Raw genomic sequence first — 16,666 nt, 5'->3', positions numbered from 1 at the left:
CCCTGGAGGGGGAGGGTCGACGCGAATGAAATGAGCGGCGGGGTGGGGTGACGGTCTATCCGCGAACACACCGCCCGTATTGAGAGATCACCCCACCCCGTTTCGCATTCCGCTTCGCTGCATGCGAACTGACCCTCCCCCTCCAGGGGAGGGTGGAGTTGTATTACGGCTTGTTCGGGTCGAACTTCTTCTTGAGGCCCTTCCAGCAATCCGAGTAATCGTCCTGCAGCGTCGACGAGGTCGCGGCGTGCTGCGTCACGCGCTGCGGAAATCGGGTCTCGAACATGAAGGCCATCGTGCCGGTCAGCTTCACCGGCTTCAGCTCGCTGTTGCTGGCGTGCTCGAAGGCTTCGCGGTCGGGGCCGTGCGGCAGCATGCAATTGTGCAAGCTGATGCCGCCGGGCACAAAGCCCTGCGGCTTGGCGTCGTAGACACCGTAGATCAAGCCCATGAACTCCGACATGATGTTCATGTGGTACCACGGCGGACGGAAGGTGTTGTCGGCCACCATCCAGCGCTCCGGGAAGATCACGAAGTCGATGTTCGCGGTGCCTGCGGTCTCCGACGGCGAGGTCAGCACCGTGAAGATCGAGGGATCGGGATGATCGAAGGCGATCGCGCCGACCGGCGAGAAGGTACGCAAGTCGTATTTGTAGGGCGCGTAATTGCCGTGCCAGGCAACCACGTCGATCGGCGAATGCGGCAGCGAGGTCTTGAACAGCGAGCCGCCCCACTTGACGTAGAGCTCGGTCGGCGTGTCCTGGTCCTCGTAAGCAGCCACCGGCGTCAGGAAGTCGCGCGAATTGGCCAGGCAATTGGCGCCGATCGGGCCGCGCTCCGGCAACGTGAAGGCGCCGCCGTAATTCTCGCAGAGATAGCCGCGCGCCGGGCCGCCGGGAATTTCGACGCGGAATTTCACGCCGCGCGGGATCACGACGATCTCGCCCGGCTCGGCGTCGATGCGGCCGAACTCGGTGACGAAGCGCAGATTGCCCTGCTGCAGCACGAACATCATCTCGCCATCGGCATTGTAGAAATGCTGATCGACCATCGATTTGGTGATGAGATAGATGTGTGCCGCCATGCCGGCCTGGGTGTTGGCATCACCCGCCGTGGTCATGGTCTGCACGCCCTGCAGGAAGGTCATGTCCTGCTTCGGGATCGGCGCGGGGTCCCAGCGCAGCTGTGCGATCGGCATGTCGTATTCGTGGCACGGCGCGGTGCGCCACAGCCCGCTATCTGCCTTGGCGAAGCGGCCGGAATGCCGCACCGATGGGCGGATGCGGTACAGCCAGGAGCGCTCATTGGTGCCGCGCGGCGCCGTGAACGGCGAGCCGGACAATTGCTCGGCATAAAGCCCGTAGGCGCAGCGCTGCGGCGAATTGCGCCCCATCGGCAGCGCGCCGGGCAAGGCCTCGGTCTCGAAGCTGTTGCCGAAGCCGGACATGTAGCCCGGGGTGACTTGCCCCGAGCTGCGCACGATCTGATCAGGCGAGGTATTGATGTTCATCGCTATCCTCCTTGCAGGGCGGCCCACATTTCCTGGTCGCGCTTGTCGGTCCAGATCACGGGATCGTCGATCCCGGACGCCTCGTCATAGGCGCGCGAAACGTTGAACGGCAGGCAGTGTTCGTAAATCGCAAAGCTCGAGAACTTCGGATCCATCACCTCGCGCGTCGCCGCCATCGATTCCTTCAGGCTGCGGCCCTTGGCGACGGACGATTCGGCGGCGCCGTAGAGCGTGGTGACGAAATCGCGGGTCATCGCGATCGCATCGCGCCCGGTGGCGAGGCCCTTCAGCGCATCACCGCGGCCCGGCGCGATCGCCTTCGGATTGAAGGCGCGGATCTCGTTCAAGGTCGTCGGCCATTCGCGCAAATGCGCATCGCCGCAATAGCAGGCCGAGTGATATTCGATCAGATCGCCCGAGAACATCACCTCGGCATCCGGCACCCAGGCGACGATGTCGCCCGAGGTATGGCCGGCGCCGAGCTGCATCAGCCGCACCTCGCGCTTGCCGAGATAGATCGACATCTCGCCTTCGAAGGTCAGCGTCGGCCAGGTCAGGCCGGGGATGCTCGCCGCATCCTGGAACAGGCGCGGGAAGCGGCCATATTCGGAATCCCAATCCTGCTGGCCGCGCTCCTCGATCAGGCGATAGGTTTCCTGCGAGGCCACGATGCCCTGCGCGTGATAGGCGGAGGCGCCGAGCACACGCACTGCGTGATAATGCGACAGCACGACATATTTGATCGGCTTGTCGGTGACGGTCTTGACCCGCTCGATCACCTTGTTGGCCATCGCCGGCGTCGCCTGCGCGTCGAACACCAGGCAGCCGTCGTCGCCGACGATCACGGCGGTGTTGGGATCGCCCTCGGCGGTGAAGGCGTAGAGATCGGTGCCGATCTCCGAGAAGGTGACCTTCTTCTCCGCGAGATCCGTGGTCGATGCGAAACCTTTGGCCATCAGTTCAATCCTGTCCGTTTGCTCAGTGCTATTGTTGTTGCTGTTGCTGTTGCTGGCTGGGGTCCAGCATCCGCCGCTTCGCCAGCGCGATCGCCTCGCGCAGCACGTCGAGATCGCCGATATGATTGGCGAGCACCAGAACCAGCGCGGCATCGAGATCGGCGCTCTGCGCCTCGGTGAGGCCGCGATGGGCCTCGACGATGGCGCGGAAGGCATCGTCGGGCTTTGCGAAGTTCGAACTGGTCGACAGCGCCATGACTGCTCCTCAGTTCAGGCCGGCTGCGCGCGCCAGCGCCGCATCGAGCGCGGGCCGCGCCGCGTTGCGGAAGCGTGCCGCGACGTAACCGTCCGGCCGCAGCAGATAGGCGGTGCCGGGCTCGGCGTCGTAGCGCTTGCCGGCAAGGCCCTGTGCGTCGACCAGCCCACCCTCGCCGCCGACCCGGATGCTGCCGACGCCGTCCGGCACATCGGCAACCGCGCCATTGCCAAACTCCAGCAGCGTGAAACGCGTTCCCTGCTTGATGAAAACATCGGTCAGGTAGGTGGAACCGCCGCCCTGCTCCGTCACCGGCGCATCCGGCATCGAGGCGCCCGGCCGCGGGCCGCCGCGCCAATCGTCGCGATCTTCGCTCGACAGCGGCGTGTCGTAGACCGACGGCACCGAGAGCCGCCCGCCATTGACCATACGCTTGCCGAACTCGGTGTCCTTGGCGAGCGACAGCACGGCTTGGCGCAGCCGCGCTTCCTGTTTCGTCACCGGCGCCATGAAGTCGGTCGAACGGGTCGACTCGCGGATATTCTCATCCGCCGCCGCGCTGCGCTCGATGTGATAGCTCTCCAGCAAGCCCTCCGGCGACAGCCGGCGCAGCACACGGTCGAGCTTCCACGCCAGATTCTCGGCGTCCTCGAGCCCGGAATTGGCACCGCGCGCGCCGAACGGCGAGACCTGATGGGCGGAATCACCGGCAAAGATCACCCGGCCGTGGATGAATTTGGCCATCCGGCGGCACTGGAACTTATAGAGCGAGATCCATTCGAATTCGAACTTGTCGTGCCCGAGCATGCGCTCGATCCGCGGCCGGACGTTCTCCGGCTGCTTCTCGGCCACCGGATCGGCATCCGGGTTGAGCTGCAGGTCGATCCGCCAGATATCGTCCGGCTGCTTGTGCAGCAGCGCCGAGCGCCCTGCATGGAACGGCGGATCGAACCAGAACCAGCGCTCGGTCGGGAACGCCGCCGTCATCTTGACGTCGGCGATCAGGAACTGGTCCTCGAACACCTGGCCTGCGAACTCCGCACCGACCATCTGCCGCAGCGACGAGCGGGCGCCGTCGCAGGCGACGACAAAGGAGGCGCGCACCTGATAGGAGCCGTCCGGAGTTGCGATGGTCAGCGCAACGCCATCGTTGCGGCTCTCCAGCGCGATCACCTTGTTGCGCCAGCGCAGGTCGATTTCAGGCAGTTGCCCGACCCGGTCGACCAGGTACGCCTCGGCGTAGAACTGCTGCAGGTTGATGAAGGCAGGCCGCTTGTGGCCTTCCTCCGGAAGCAAATTGAACTGGTAGAGCTGCGAGGCGCCGTGGAAGATCTTGCCGACACTCCACACCACGCCTTTCTCGACCATGCGATCGCCGACGCCGAGGCGATCCCAGAACTCCAGCGAGCGCTTCGAGAAGCAGATCGCGCGCGAGCCTTCGCCGATCCGGTCGGCGTCGTCGAGCAACACCACGCGCTGGCCGCGCTGCGCGAGATCGATCGCGAGCGACAGTCCCACCGGCCCGGCGCCGACCACGACGACGGGATGCTCCGCGACATTGGCACCCGAGCGCTCCTGGTCGGGATGACGGCGATAGCCGAACTGGGTTTTGGCCTGTGCCGTATTGGCGTGTGCCATTGCGTGACCCTGGATGTTTCCCTTGCGCCGCAGCCTCTGGCTGCGGTTCTGTGTGACCGGCTTGCGACCGGGACCTTGCGAGCCGGCCGCGAGCTTGCTAAATTAGTCTCACCTGCAACTATCTTAAACCCCCAGTCGGGGCTGCCGTCAACTCAAATTGGAGGGATTTTTGGCACGGACCTCTGCAAGCCAGCCTCCAGTCCGGCCGCGCAGCGCCGTGGCAGCGGATGAGCGCGACAACGCCGCACCGACGAAGAAGCGCCTCGATCTCTTCCACTTCATGCCGTTCCGTCTGAACCGGGTGGCGGCCGAGGTGTCCTCGGCGCTGTCGAGCGAGTATCAAACGCGCTACGGCCTCGACATTCCGGAGTGGCGCGTGCTCGCAACGCTCGGCTTCCGCAGCGATCCCTGCAGCGCGCAGTATATCGCGCACTGCACACGCACCCATAAATCCACCATCAGCCGCGCGGTATCGGCGCTGATGGAGCGCGAGATCGTCGAGCGCGTCGAGAACGCCGACGACCGCCGCGAATTCCGCCTGCGACTGACCAAAGCGGGCCAGGCGCTCTACGAGGAGCTCATCCCGCGCCTGCTGCGCAAGGAACAGGACATCTTGTCCTGCCTCTCCGCGCAGGAACGTCGCGACCTCGGCCGCCTGCTCGGCAAGGTCGAGAGCAGCCTCGAACTGGTGCAGACCAGCGAAGAGGCCGACGCGAAGGACGCGTATTAGGCCACGGCCACACACTCCGCTGTCGTCCTGGCGAAAGCCAGGACCCATACGCCGCGGCCGGTGTTGTGAACGGGACTCGTCGTCGCAGCGAGCCCAACAAAAGACATTTGTGGTTATGGGTCCTGGCTTTCGCCAGGACGACGCCGGGGTTGGCATCGCGCCTCGCCCTACGCAGCTTGATCTCTCCGTCATTCCGGGGCGTGCGCTTCGCGAGCCCCGGAATGACGACGGGCGAGCTATGCCCGATCGATATGCTTGGCGATCACAGGGAAATAATTGTCCTTCGATCCCTCGTCGATCGCTTCCTGCAGCACCGTGCCGATCAGCTCCGCGCCGCGGATCTTGATGCCGGCATCGACGGCGAGTTCCAGCGCGTAGGACAGATCCTTCAGCGCATATTCGGTCGAGAATGCGCGCTCGGGAAACACGCCGGGCACGATCGCCTTCATGCCGTGGTTGCGCAGCGCGAAGCTGTCGGCCGAGCCCTTCGACAAGGTCTCCAGCAGCAGTTTTGGATCGACGCCATTGTGCTTCGCCACCGCGACGGCCTCGGCCAGCGCATTCACGGTCTCGAACAGCACCATGTTGTTGAGAATCTTGGTCACCTGCCCGGCGCCGACGTCGCCGCAATTGGTGACGTCGGTGGCAAAGCAGCGGATCAAGGGCTCGATCGCGGCATAGAGCGCGGGCACCGCGCCGACCATCACGCTGAGCGTGCCGTCCTGCGCCGCCTGCCGCGTGCGCGCGATCGGCGCGTCGACCCACGCCGCGCCCTTGGCCTGCAACTGCGCCGCGAAATCGCGGGTCTGGCTGACTGAAGACGTGCCGAGATCGACCACGATCTGGCCGCTTCTCGTGTTCTTCAAGATGCCGTCGCCTTCGAACACCGCGCGCACGTGCCTGGCGCTCGGCAAGCAGAGGAACAGCACGTCGCTCTGCTTGATGACGTCGGCGACCGACGCCGCAACCTCGGCACCGTCGGCGCGCAACCGCTGCAGCGGTTCGGCCGAGAGGTCGAACACGACAACGCGCTTGCCGCTCTTCTTGACCAGGTTGCGGCAAATCGGCTCACCCATCACGCCGAGGCCGATGAACCCGAGAGGTTTATTGTCAGTCATGTCGCTTCTTCTTTGACGTTTCTTGACGTGTTGCAGACGCGCCTCGCCGAATCGGCGAAGCTATTTCGCGAACGATCGCGACGGCGCCAGATGCAGCGCGAACGCATCGACCTTGTCGCTGGCGCGCGGATAGATCTCGCTGACGATCGGGTCGTGACCGGGAATGAAGCGATCGGGATGACCGGCCAGTCGCTCGACGGTCTCCCAGCCTTGCGCCATGTCGCCGACATTGTAGACGATCGGGAACGGGCTACGCTTGTGCAGGTTCGCATAATAATGCGCGGCGTCGGACGCCAGCACGACCGGGCCGCGCGCGGTCTCGATGCGCACCACCTGCAGGCCGTCGGAATGGCCGCCGACGCGATGCACGGTGACGCCGGGCGCGATCTCGCCGTCGCCGGAGTGGAAGGTGACGCGCTCGCCATAGACGTGGCGCACCATCTGCGTGACGTGTTCGATGGAGAACGGATGCCGCAGCATGCCGTTGCACATGCAGCGGCCGGTCGCGTAGCTCATCTCACGTTCCTGCAGATGGAATTTGGCGTTCGGGAAGCGATCCAGATTGCCGGCATGGTCGTAGTGCAGATGGGTGACGACGACGTCCTTGATGCTGTCGGCACTGACGCCGAAACCGGCCAGCGCATCGACCGGGTTGAGCGTCAGCTTGCGGGCGCGCGCCTTGGCCTCCTCGGCGTTGAAGCCGGTGTCGACCAGGATGTCGCGGCCATGGCCACGGATCAGCCAGACGAAATAATCCAGGTCCTGCGCGGTGGTGTCGTGCGGATCGGGCACCAGGAAGTTGAGGTGGGGCGTGCGCGGCGACATCGTCGCATAGCGCAGGGCGTAGATCTCGTAGGCGTTTCCCATCGGTTTCGCTCTTGTTTGCAAGGCCTGTCTTGAACGGCTTGTCTTTGCATGGCCTGCCGTCCCGAACACAAAGCCATCGCCTCGCGCAAAGGTCAAACCCGCGCGGCGCGTGATGAGCGCATGACAGGGTGGCGACAGCCGTTGTGAGTGCAAGCACATTATCGGCTCACAGGAGCCAGCACCATGCCGTGACGGCGATGGCCGCCATGACCGTATGCTGTTGCACTGCGGTCTCACCAGGATCACCGCGACAAACGATGCTGCCGCGAGCCGTTGACGGGGGTTTGGCCGTGGTTTGATAATGGATTTTCGCTAGAGTAAGGTTCCCGAGGCGCAGGCTGGAAGCGGCGCCGTTTCATTGGAATGCCGCGATCTGGATTTGCTGCGATTATGAAAATCCGCCTTGCCTTGCTCGCCACGCTGATTTTTTCAATCGCGGCGCCCACTTTGTCCTTCGCCGCCGGCGACCGTTTCGCGCTGGTTATCGGCAACGCCAAATATCCCGATGCCGATGCACCGCTGAAGGAGCCGGCCAACGACGCACGTGATGTCGCCGAAGAGCTCAAGCGCGATGGCTTCACCGTCGAGGTCGGGGAGAACCTGACCGGCGACGGCATGCGCCGCGCCTTCGAACGCCTCTACGGCAAGATCAAGCCGGGCTCGGTCGCCCTGATCTTCTTCTCCGGTTACGGCATCCAGTCGAACCGGCAGAGCTACATGATCCCGATCGATGCGCAGATCTGGGCCGAGGCCGACGTGCGCCGCGACGGCTTCAGCCTCGAGACCGTGCTCGGCGAAATCAACAGCCGTGGCGCCGGGGTGAAGATCGCCTTGATCGACGCCTCGCGGCGCAACCCGTTCGAGCGGCGCTTCCGCAGCTTTTCGGCAGGGCTCGCCCCGGTGATCGCGCCGAACGGCACATTGGTGATGTATTCGGCCGCGCTGTCGTCCGTTGTCTCCGACAATGGCAGCGATCACAGCCTGTTCGTGCGGGAACTCCTGAAGGAGATCCGCACCCCCGACCTGATGGCCGAGGAAACGCTGAACCGCACCCGCGTCGGCGTCACCCGGGCCTCGCGGCAGGAACAGGTGCCGTGGATCTCGTCATCACTGGCCGAGGATTTCTCGTTCATTCCGTCCGGCACGGCCGGGCCGTCGAACGCTGCGCCGGCACCCGCCGCGTCGCCGTCACCCGAGGTGGCAGCGGCACCGCCGGTCGCCCCTCCGCCGGCTCCGCCCGCAGCAACGCCGACACCGCCCGCGGCAACCCCGACGCCACCAGCGGCAACAGCGCCGACACCACCACCAGCGCCGCCGACGCCTCCGGTTGCGGCAGCGCCGACCGCACCGCCACCCCAGCCAAAGGCGCCCGAGATCGCCTTGCCGCCGCCCGCGGCTCCGCCGCCGGTGGTGATCCAGCCCACGCCGGCGCCGAGCAATTCGCCCGTGCTCGCCGATGATCCGACGATCAAGAGCCTGAGCGAAAAGCTGGACAAGAATCCCGACGACGCAGCGGCGCTGTATCGCCGCGGCCAAGTCTATGCCAGCAAGGGGGCCTACGACCTTGCGGTGAAGGACTTCACCAATTCGCTACGGCTGAATCCGAAGGATGTCGAGGCCTATAACAACCGCTGCTGGGTCCGCACCGTGATCGGCGACCTGCAGGCGGCGCTGAAGGACTGCAACGAGGCGCTGCGGCTGCGTCCGAACTTCGTCGATGCACTCGACAGCCGCGGGCTGATGAACCTGAAGGGCGGGCAGAACAAGAACGCGATCGCCGATTTCGACGCCGCGCTGAAGATCAACCCGCGGCTGACCTCGTCGCTGTACGGACGCGGGCTCGCCAAGCAGCGCAACGGCGCGGTCGCGGAGGGCGATCTCGACATCGCCAACGCCAAGGCGATGGACCCGAACATCGTCAAGGAATTCGCCGACTACGGCGTGCAGTGACAGATCGACGAAGACCTGCCCGCGGCTCGAACCGCGGATGGAATTGCGCGACTAATCAGAGGGTGCGTGCCGGGCAGCAACGCCGGCGATCGATGTGAATAGTTGCCTGGAACCGCGCCAGCTTGCGCAGGAGGGACCGAAATGTTCAAGCCGTCGGCAAAGGCCGCGATCGTTTCAATCATGGCCGTTGGCGTCGCGCTGTCGTTCGGCATGGCCGTCGCCTGCGCCGGCGACGTCACCGAAGATCAGATCATCAAGGCACTGACGCCCGACAAGGAGCCGCTGACCCGCGGCCTTTCGGCCGGCCCGCAGGCCACCTCGCCCGAGCTGAATGCCGACCAGGCCAAATTCGTGCAGAGCGTCCGCGGCCGCGCCACCCGCTCGCTGTCCTCGGCGGAACGCGAGGAAATCGCGACCATCGTCCAGGACAAGCCCAAGATCGATCTCGAGATCAACTTCGACTACAACTCCGCCGACATCAGCGCCAAGTCGCTGCCGTCGGTGCAGGCGCTCGGCCGCGCCTTGACCAATCAGGACCTGAAGGGCTCGACCTTCGTGGTCGCCGGCCACACCGACGCCGCCGGCGGCGAGGACTACAATCAGGGCCTCTCGGAGCGCCGCGCCGACGCCATCAAGCGCTATCTCGTCGACAAATACGGCATCAACGGCACCGATCTCGTCACCGTCGGCTATGGCAAGAGCAAGCTGAAGGACCCGAGCCACCCGATGGCGGAAGTGAACCGGCGCGTGCAGGTCGTGAACGTGGAAAACAAGGCCACCGCCGCCAAGTGATGGGCGTGGCGGACTGTGTTTTTGAGGATACAATGCGCCCCGCACCCCGGCGGGGCGCATTGCTTTTGGGCCAATGCCGTTGGGCCGAGACCCAAAGCGGCCCACAGGTGCCCCGCCTCACATGACGTCAGGGCATGATCCGGAACAATGGCACCGGCCTTCCGAATGCCCAAGCAGTACGATAGCGAGCGTGATGAGACTTCGACCAACACCCATGATGCGCCAAGCTCTGGATTGATCAGGCGATGAATTTTTCCCAATACCTCAAGCCTGCGCTCGGCACGGTGTTTTTCCTCGCCCTCGCGATCGCCTATTACGCGTTCGAGCACCGCTCCCATCCGGAGGAGAAGGAGACGCCGGGCCAGGCGCTGGTCGTGGTGACGAAGTCGACCAATGCGTGCTTCTCCGACATGGTCCGCGTCACCGGCTTCATCGTGCCGCGCCGCGAGGCGCAGGTGAATGTCGACCAGGACGGCTCCAAGGTCATCGACGTGTTGGTCCGCGAGGGTGACACGGTCACCGAGAACCAGGAACTAGCAAGGCTGACCCCGCCGCCGCAGCAGGCCGCACAGGCCAATGCCAAGCCGCTTGTGCTGCGGGCGCCGGCGGCCGGCCTCGTCACCGAAGTGCGCACCGCGCCCGGCGCGCCGGCCTCGCCGCAGGCGCCGCCGATGTTCAAGATCTCCATCAACAACGAGATCGAGCTCGACGCCGAGGTGCCGGGCTTCCAGCTCCTGAAGCTCAATCCCGGCGCCAATGTGCGGATCAGCCGCGACGATGCGCCCGACATGGTCGGCAAGGTCCGCCAGATCTCGCCGCAGATCGACCGCACCACCCAGCTCGGCCACGTCCGCATCACCATCAACAACAATCCGACGCTGAAGGTCGGCATGTTCGCGCGCGCGAATATCGACGCCAAGCGCTCCTGCGGCGTCGCGGTGCCGCGCACCGCGATCGACCGCCTGACCCTGCAGGTCGTGAAGGGCAACACCGTCGAGACCCGCAGGGTGCGCGTCGGGCTGACCTCCGACACCTCGACCGAAATCCTTGAAGGCCTCGACGTCGGCGAAATCGTCGTGGCCGACGCTGGCACCTCGCTGCATGACGGCGACCAGATCAAGACCATGTTCGCCGACGAACTCGATCGCACGCGATCACGGTAATTCGGACACGCTAATGGCTTTGAACATCTCGGCATGGTCGATCCGGAACCCGCTTCCCTCGATCGTCTTCTCGATCATCCTGCTCGTGCTGGGCTGGGTCTCCTTCACCAAGCTCGCGGTGACCCGGCTGCCGAGCGCCGACATTCCGGTGATCTCGGTCGCGGTCTCGCAATTCGGCGCCGCGCCGTCGGAACTTGAATCGCAGGTCACCAAGACCATCGAAGACGGCGTCTCCGGCGTCGAGGGCGTGCGCCACATCTCCTCCTCGATCACCGACGGCCTGTCGGTGACCACGATCCAGTTCGCGCTGGAGACCAACACCGACCGCGCACTCAACGACGTCAAGGACGCGGTGACCCGCGTGCGCGCCAACCTGCCGCAGAATGTCACCGAGCCGTTGATCCAGCGCGTCGACGTGATCGGCCTGCCGATCGTGACCTATGCCGCGATCTCGCCCGGCAAGACGCCGGAGCAGCTGTCCTATTTCGTCGACGACGTGGTCAAGCGCGCGCTGCAGGGCGTGCGCGGCGTCGCCCAGGTCGAGCGCATCGGCGGTGTCGAGCGCGAGATCCTGGTCTCGCTCGATCCCGACAAGCTGCAGGCGGTGGGGCTCACCGCGGTCAATGTCAGCCAGATCCTGCGCGGCACCAATGTCGACGTCGCCGGCGGCCGCGCCGAGATCGGCAAGAACGACCAGGCGATCCGCACGCTCGCCGGCGCCAAGACGCTGAACGAGCTCGCCGGCACCATGATCCCGCTGTTCGGCGGCGGCGAGATCCGGCTCGACGATCTCGGCACTGTCACCGACACCATCGCCGACCGGCGCACCTTCGCCCGTTTCAACGGCGAGCCGGTGGTCGCGCTCGGCATCAAGCGCTCCAAGGGCGCCAGCGACGTCGTCGTCGCGGCCGCGGTGCAGAAGCGGATCGACGCGCTGAAGGTGGCCTATCCCGACGTCGACCTGAAGCTGATCGACACCTCGGTCGAGTTCACCAAGGGCAATTACGAGGCCGCGATCTCGACCTTGTTCGAGGGCGCGATCCTCGCCGTGATCATCGTGCTGCTGTTCCTGCGCGACATGCGCGCCACGATCATCGCGGCGGTCTCGCTGCCGCTGTCGATCTTCCCGGCATTCTGGGCGATGGACCTGCTCGGCTTCTCGCTCAACCTCGTCTCCTTTCTCGCCATCACGCTGTCGACCGGCATCCTGGTCGACGATGCCATCGTCGAGATCGAGAACATCGTCCGCCACATGCGGATGGGCAAGACGCCCTATCGTGCCGCCCTCGAAGCCGCCGACGAGATCGGCCTTGCGGTGATCGCGATCTCGCTCACCATCATCGCGATCTTCGCGCCGGCGAGCTTCATGTCCGGCATTGCCGGGCAGTTCTTCAAGCAGTTCGGCATCACCGTGTCGGTGCAGGTGTTCTTCTCGCTGCTCGCCGCACGCTTCGTGACGCCGATGCTGGCCGCCTATTTCCTCAAGCATCATGACCACGACGATCCGCCGCCCGGCCCGATCCTGCGCGGCTATCACAGCCTCGTCACCTGGTCGGTGAAGCATTACTTCGTCACCGTACTGATCGGCTTTGCGATCTTCGCCGCGTCGATCTGGAGCATCACGCTGCTGCCGCAGGGCTTCCTGCCGGCGCAGGACACCGCGCGCTCGCTGCTCGCGATGGAGCTGCCGCCCGGCTCGCAGCTCGCTTACACCGAGAAGGTCACCGAGGAGATCGTGGCGCGGCTGCGCAAGCGGCCCGAGGTACGAAGCGTGTTCGTCGACGGCGGCCGGGTGCCGCCGGGCCTGCAGGAGGTGCGCCGCGCCTCGCTGATCATCAACTACACGCCGAAGGCCGACCGCAAGATCACCCAGCGCGAGCTCGAACTGTCGATCGGCAAGGAGCTCGATAACGTCCCGGATATCAGGTTCTGGTTCCTCGACGAGAACGGCTTGCGCGCGATCTCGCTGGTCGTCACCGGCACCGACAGCAACATCGTCAACAACGTCGCCAGCGAACTGGCGACGCAGATGAAGCGGATTCCGATCATCGCCAACGTGATCTCGGAGACCGCGCTCGACCGGCCCGAGCTGCGGATCCGCCCGCGCGCCGAACTCGCGGCCCGGCTCGGCGTCTCGACCGAGAGCCTGTCGCAGACCATCCGCGTCGCCACCATCGGCGACGTCGGTCCGGCGCTGGCGAAGTTCGACGCCGGCGACCGCCAGGTGCCGATCCGCGTCCAGCTCGAGGACAATGCGCGCAGCGACCTGCAGATGCTGGAGCAGCTGCGGGTGCCGCTCGGCCAGCGCGGCGAACGCGGCGGCGTGCCGCTCTCCGTCGTCGCCGACATCCAGCTCGACCAGGGCCCGACCAGCATCAACCGCTATGACCGCGAGCGGCAGGCCACCGTCGCCGCCGACCTCGTCGGCAATGCCGCGCTCGGCGACGCCACCAAGCTGATCTACGACCTGCCGGTCATGAAGAGCCTGCCGAAGGGCGTGAAGGTCAGCCCGTCCGGCGACGCCGAGAGCCTCGCCGAGCTGTCCGACGGCTTCGCCACCGCGATCACGGCCGGCCTGATGATGGTCTATGCGGTGCTGGTGCTGCTGTTCGGCACCTTCCTGCAGCCGATCACCATCCTGTTCTCGCTGCCGCTCTCGATCGGCGGCGCGATCGGCGCTCTGCTGCTGACCGGCAAGCAGCTCACCACGCCGGTGTGGATCGGCATCCTGATGCTGATGGGCATCGTCACCAAGAACGCCATCATGCTGGTGGAATTCGCGGTCGAGGCGATCCGCGACGGCAAGGCGCGCGAGGAAGCCATGATCGATGCCGGCATGAAGCGCGCCCGCCCGATCGTAATGACCACGATCGCGATGGCCGCCGGCATGACGCCGTCAGCGCTCGCGTTCGGTGCCGGCGGCGAATTCCGCTCGCCGATGGCGCTCGCGGTGATCGGCGGCCTGATCTTCTCGACCGCGCTGTCGCTGGTGTTCGTGCCGGCGATGTTCATGGTGATGGACGACATCGGCAGCCTGATCTGGCGCTTCGGCAAACGGTTCGTGGTCTCGCATGCCGACCACGAGCTGACGCCGAACGAGAAGCAGGCTGACGAGACCAAGCGGCCGCCCGGCCCGCCGAACATGATCTCGCCTGCTGCGGAATGAGCTGAGGCCGCGCCGCGCCAGCGGTGCGACCCGTACGAGATGACGTACTCCAAAATATCGAAAACAACCCCATGCAAAGGAGCCGACGGCGGCCGGCATTCGACACGGCGACTTGACACGTCGGGCAAATCAGCGATATTTTTCCATTATTCCGAAATCATGGTGTGTCCTCCAACACGTCGTCCCTGCGAAAGCAGGGACCCATACTCCGCGGCAGACCTCGTTGAAGGGACTCGTTGTTTCAGCATCGTCCAGCAATCGGCGGTCGTGGTTATGGGTCCCTGCTTTCGCACTAGAGCATGCACGTATTTGGTGCGGCGGATTGACTCGGGATGGAGACAGGGGATTCCAGAATCGGCGATCCGTGTGATTTCTATTGCGACGCTCCAGGTTGGACGGGGGTGTCGGGTGTTGTTACGAATTGACTGGACGTTAGGACGGTTCGGGGATCGTCGTCTCGATAAAGGGGGGCGGCGCTCGTCGAACGCATGGTTGCGGGCAAGACGGTCTGCCTGCGGCGGCTTTCCAGGGGTGATCGTGCGCTGGAGGTGCGGTTCAACCGCTTTCTCGGCCACGACAAGGTGACGGCGGAGCGGATCATCGAAAGCTGGGGCGACAGCACGGTTGCCGCGGTAGAGGGCCGCCATGTGCTGGCGATCCAGGACACCAGCGAGATCCACTTCAACACCACGCCGCAACGCCGGCGCGGGCTCGGCGAAATCGGCAAGGGCAATAACCACGGCGTGCTGCTGCATCCGCTGCTGGCCGTGGATGCCGACGATGGCAGCTGTCTTGGACTTTTGAGTGGGCAGGTATGGACGCGCCAGGGGCGTCGCACCACGACGCATGACGCACGTGACTTGTCTGACAAGGAATCGCAACGCTGGATATCCACCGCCATTGCGGCCAAGCCGCTGCTCACCGCTGCCGGAACGGTGACGGTCCTCGGTGATCGCGAGAGCGATATCTTTGCCCTTTATGCCAGCTCGGCCGAGCAGCACTTCCATGTCATCGCGCGCAGCATGCATGATCGCAAGCTTGCCGACCGCACCGGCCTGTATGAGGCCACCGACGCCATGCCTGTGGTGGATCGGAGGGCGATCCAACTGCCTGCGCGCGCGGCGCGACCGGCACGTCAGGCCCATCTCGAACTCCGCTTTGGCGCAATCGAGCTTGCCCGCCCGCAGAGCAAGTTCCTGCGCCATTTGCCGAAAAGCTTGCCGCTGGCGGTGGTCGACGTGTGCGAGATCAATGCCGGGCCCGGCGCAGAGCCGCTGCACTGGCGTCTGATCACCTCTCACGAGATCGCCACCGTCGACGACGCCTGGCGTATCGTCGAATGGTACAAGCAGCGCTGGATCATCGAGCAGTTCTTCCGCGTCCTGAAGACGCAAGGCCTCAAGCTCGAAGACAGCCAGATCGGAACCGCCGATCGTCTCCTCAAACTGGTCGCTATCGCCGCCAAGGCAGCCGTCATCACCATCCAGCTTCTGCAAGCGCGCGATGGCGGTCAGCAGCCCATTCGCGTTGCCTTCAACGACAACGAGATCAACGCGCTTGCCGCCCTCAACCGGCAACTCGAGGCCAGGAGCAAGCGACTGAAAAACCCACATCCGCCCGACAGCCTCACCTGGGCAGCCTGGATCATCGGCCGCCTTGGCGGTTGGGACGGCTACCCGTCGTCTAAACCTCCAGGCCCCATCACCTTCAAAAATGGCCTCGAATACTTCCTGGCCGTCGCAGCAGGATGGAGCCTCAGAGATATGTGCATGCCCTAGTGCTTTCGCAGGGACGACGGTGAGGAAGGATATCGATTCAAGGCGTCACACCAGGCGGTGTCATCGCCTGCGCATGCGGGTGATCTCAAGTTCTAATACAGCCGCGTCCGATAGGCCTCTTCCATCGCCTTCTCGGCGACCTCGACCTCGATCGCGGCGGTCTGTTCGGCGATGATCCGGCCGAGCGTCGGAAAGCTGTGGCGCTCGACTTGCGCGGCGGGATTCCAGAGCTTCGAGCGCATCAGCGCCTTGCCGCAGTGGAAGTAGGTCTCGTCGACATGCACCTTGAGGCCGATGATCGGCGTGACCTTCTGCACCGTCAGCGGCGTCAACAGGTCCGGCTCCTGCGAGATTTCGGCGCGCCCGTTGACGCGCAGCGTCTCGTTGATGCCGGGCACCATGAAGATCAGCCCGATCCCGGGCGAAGCGATGATATTGCCGAACGTATCGACCCGGTTGTTGCCGCGCCGATCCGGGATCAGCAGCGTCTTGTCGTCGAGCACGGAAACGAAGCCCGGCGCATCGCCGCGCGGGCTGGCGTCGGCATGCCCCTTGCCGTCGCTGGAGGCGATGACAAGGAACGGCGACAGCGCGATGAAGTCGCGGCAGAACCTGTCGAGATGGTAGAGCACCTTTTTCTCGGCGAGCGGGCTCAATTGCCCGAAATGCGCACGAAGATCCTCCTGCGATTTGACCGGCGGCTTGCCGCCTGCATTCTGGTCACCCATAGCGAACCTCCCGT

13 protein-coding genes are annotated in these 16,666 nt (G+C 64.9%); 6 read left to right on the top strand and 7 right to left on the bottom strand.

Annotated elements, in window-relative coordinates; all coding sequences use genetic code 11:
- Positions 1 to 163 precede the first annotated feature (163 nt).
- From hmgA to XI02_RS02635, 4 genes are read right to left on the bottom strand one after another with little or no spacing between them, the layout of a single operon-like run.
- Positions 164 to 1,510, bottom strand: coding sequence for a homogentisate 1,2-dioxygenase (gene hmgA / locus XI02_RS02650; protein ID WP_172646046.1), 1,347 nt, complete (start codon positions 1,508 to 1,510; stop codon positions 164 to 166).
- Positions 1,511 to 1,512: 2 nt separating this feature from the next.
- Positions 1,513 to 2,466 carry an MBL fold metallo-hydrolase gene (locus tag XI02_RS02645; RefSeq protein ID WP_016843247.1) on the bottom strand — a complete coding sequence of 318 codons (954 nt, stop codon included), beginning with the start codon at positions 2,464 to 2,466 and terminating at the stop codon, positions 1,513 to 1,515.
- Between the two features lie 28 nt (positions 2,467 to 2,494).
- Complete coding sequence (locus tag XI02_RS02640) at positions 2,495 to 2,722, bottom strand: DUF2783 domain-containing protein (RefSeq protein ID WP_172646047.1); 228 nt, start codon at positions 2,720 to 2,722, stop codon at positions 2,495 to 2,497.
- Between the two features lie 9 nt (positions 2,723 to 2,731).
- Positions 2,732 to 4,360 carry an FAD-dependent oxidoreductase gene (locus tag XI02_RS02635; protein ID WP_172646048.1) on the bottom strand — a complete coding sequence of 543 codons (1,629 nt, stop codon included), beginning with the start codon at positions 4,358 to 4,360 and terminating at the stop codon, positions 2,732 to 2,734.
- Positions 4,361 to 4,529: 169 nt separating this feature from the next.
- Between XI02_RS02635 and XI02_RS02630 the strand changes: the two genes are divergently transcribed.
- Positions 4,530 to 5,090 (top strand): MarR family winged helix-turn-helix transcriptional regulator, encoded by a 561-nt coding sequence (locus tag XI02_RS02630; RefSeq protein ID WP_370143865.1) that lies wholly within the window; start codon positions 4,530 to 4,532, stop codon positions 5,088 to 5,090.
- A 236-nt stretch (positions 5,091 to 5,326) separates the two neighbouring features.
- Here XI02_RS02630 and XI02_RS02625 read toward each other — a convergent pair whose 3' ends face one another.
- Positions 5,327 to 6,208, bottom strand: a complete 882-nt coding sequence (locus XI02_RS02625; protein ID WP_172646049.1) for an NAD(P)-dependent oxidoreductase — start codon at positions 6,206 to 6,208, stop codon at positions 5,327 to 5,329.
- 60 nt (positions 6,209 to 6,268) lie between these two features.
- Positions 6,269 to 7,075, bottom strand: a complete 807-nt coding sequence (locus XI02_RS02620; protein WP_016843242.1) for an N-acyl homoserine lactonase family protein — start codon at positions 7,073 to 7,075, stop codon at positions 6,269 to 6,271.
- A 390-nt stretch (positions 7,076 to 7,465) separates the two neighbouring features.
- Between XI02_RS02620 and XI02_RS02615 the strand changes: the two genes are divergently transcribed.
- The 5 genes from XI02_RS02615 (at position 7,466) to XI02_RS02595 (ending at position 15,924) form a co-directional block, all read left to right on the top strand.
- Entirely contained in the window at positions 7,466 to 9,025 is a 1,560-nt protein-coding gene (locus tag XI02_RS02615) for a caspase family protein (RefSeq protein WP_194483364.1), read from the top strand.
- 141 nt (positions 9,026 to 9,166) lie between these two features.
- Positions 9,167 to 9,817: an OmpA family protein gene (locus XI02_RS02610; RefSeq protein ID WP_172646051.1), complete on the top strand. Its 651-nt coding sequence runs from the start codon at positions 9,167 to 9,169 to the stop codon at positions 9,815 to 9,817.
- 245 nt (positions 9,818 to 10,062) lie between these two features.
- Positions 10,063 to 10,980, top strand: coding sequence for an efflux RND transporter periplasmic adaptor subunit (locus XI02_RS02605; protein WP_172646052.1), 918 nt, complete (start codon positions 10,063 to 10,065; stop codon positions 10,978 to 10,980).
- 13 nt (positions 10,981 to 10,993) lie between these two features.
- Entirely contained in the window at positions 10,994 to 14,146 is a 3,153-nt protein-coding gene (locus tag XI02_RS02600) for an efflux RND transporter permease subunit (protein ID WP_172646053.1), read from the top strand.
- 488 nt (positions 14,147 to 14,634) lie between these two features.
- Positions 14,635 to 15,924 carry an IS4 family transposase gene (locus XI02_RS02595; protein ID WP_018269112.1) on the top strand — a complete coding sequence of 430 codons (1,290 nt, stop codon included), beginning with the start codon at positions 14,635 to 14,637 and terminating at the stop codon, positions 15,922 to 15,924.
- 92 nt (positions 15,925 to 16,016) lie between these two features.
- Here the strand turns inward: XI02_RS02595 and XI02_RS02590 are convergent, their stop codons facing one another.
- Positions 16,017 to 16,652: a pyridoxamine 5'-phosphate oxidase family protein gene (locus tag XI02_RS02590; RefSeq protein ID WP_172646054.1), complete on the bottom strand. Its 636-nt coding sequence runs from the start codon at positions 16,650 to 16,652 to the stop codon at positions 16,017 to 16,019.
- Positions 16,653 to 16,666: the final 14 nt, after the last annotated feature.

The sequence above is a fragment of the Bradyrhizobium sp. CCBAU 21365 genome, assembly GCF_015291305.1.
Classification (GTDB): Bacteria; Pseudomonadota; Alphaproteobacteria; order Rhizobiales; family Xanthobacteraceae; genus Bradyrhizobium; species Bradyrhizobium elkanii.
The sequence above is the reverse complement of the archived record's forward strand: the minus strand, read 5'-3'. Positions and strand labels throughout refer to the sequence as shown.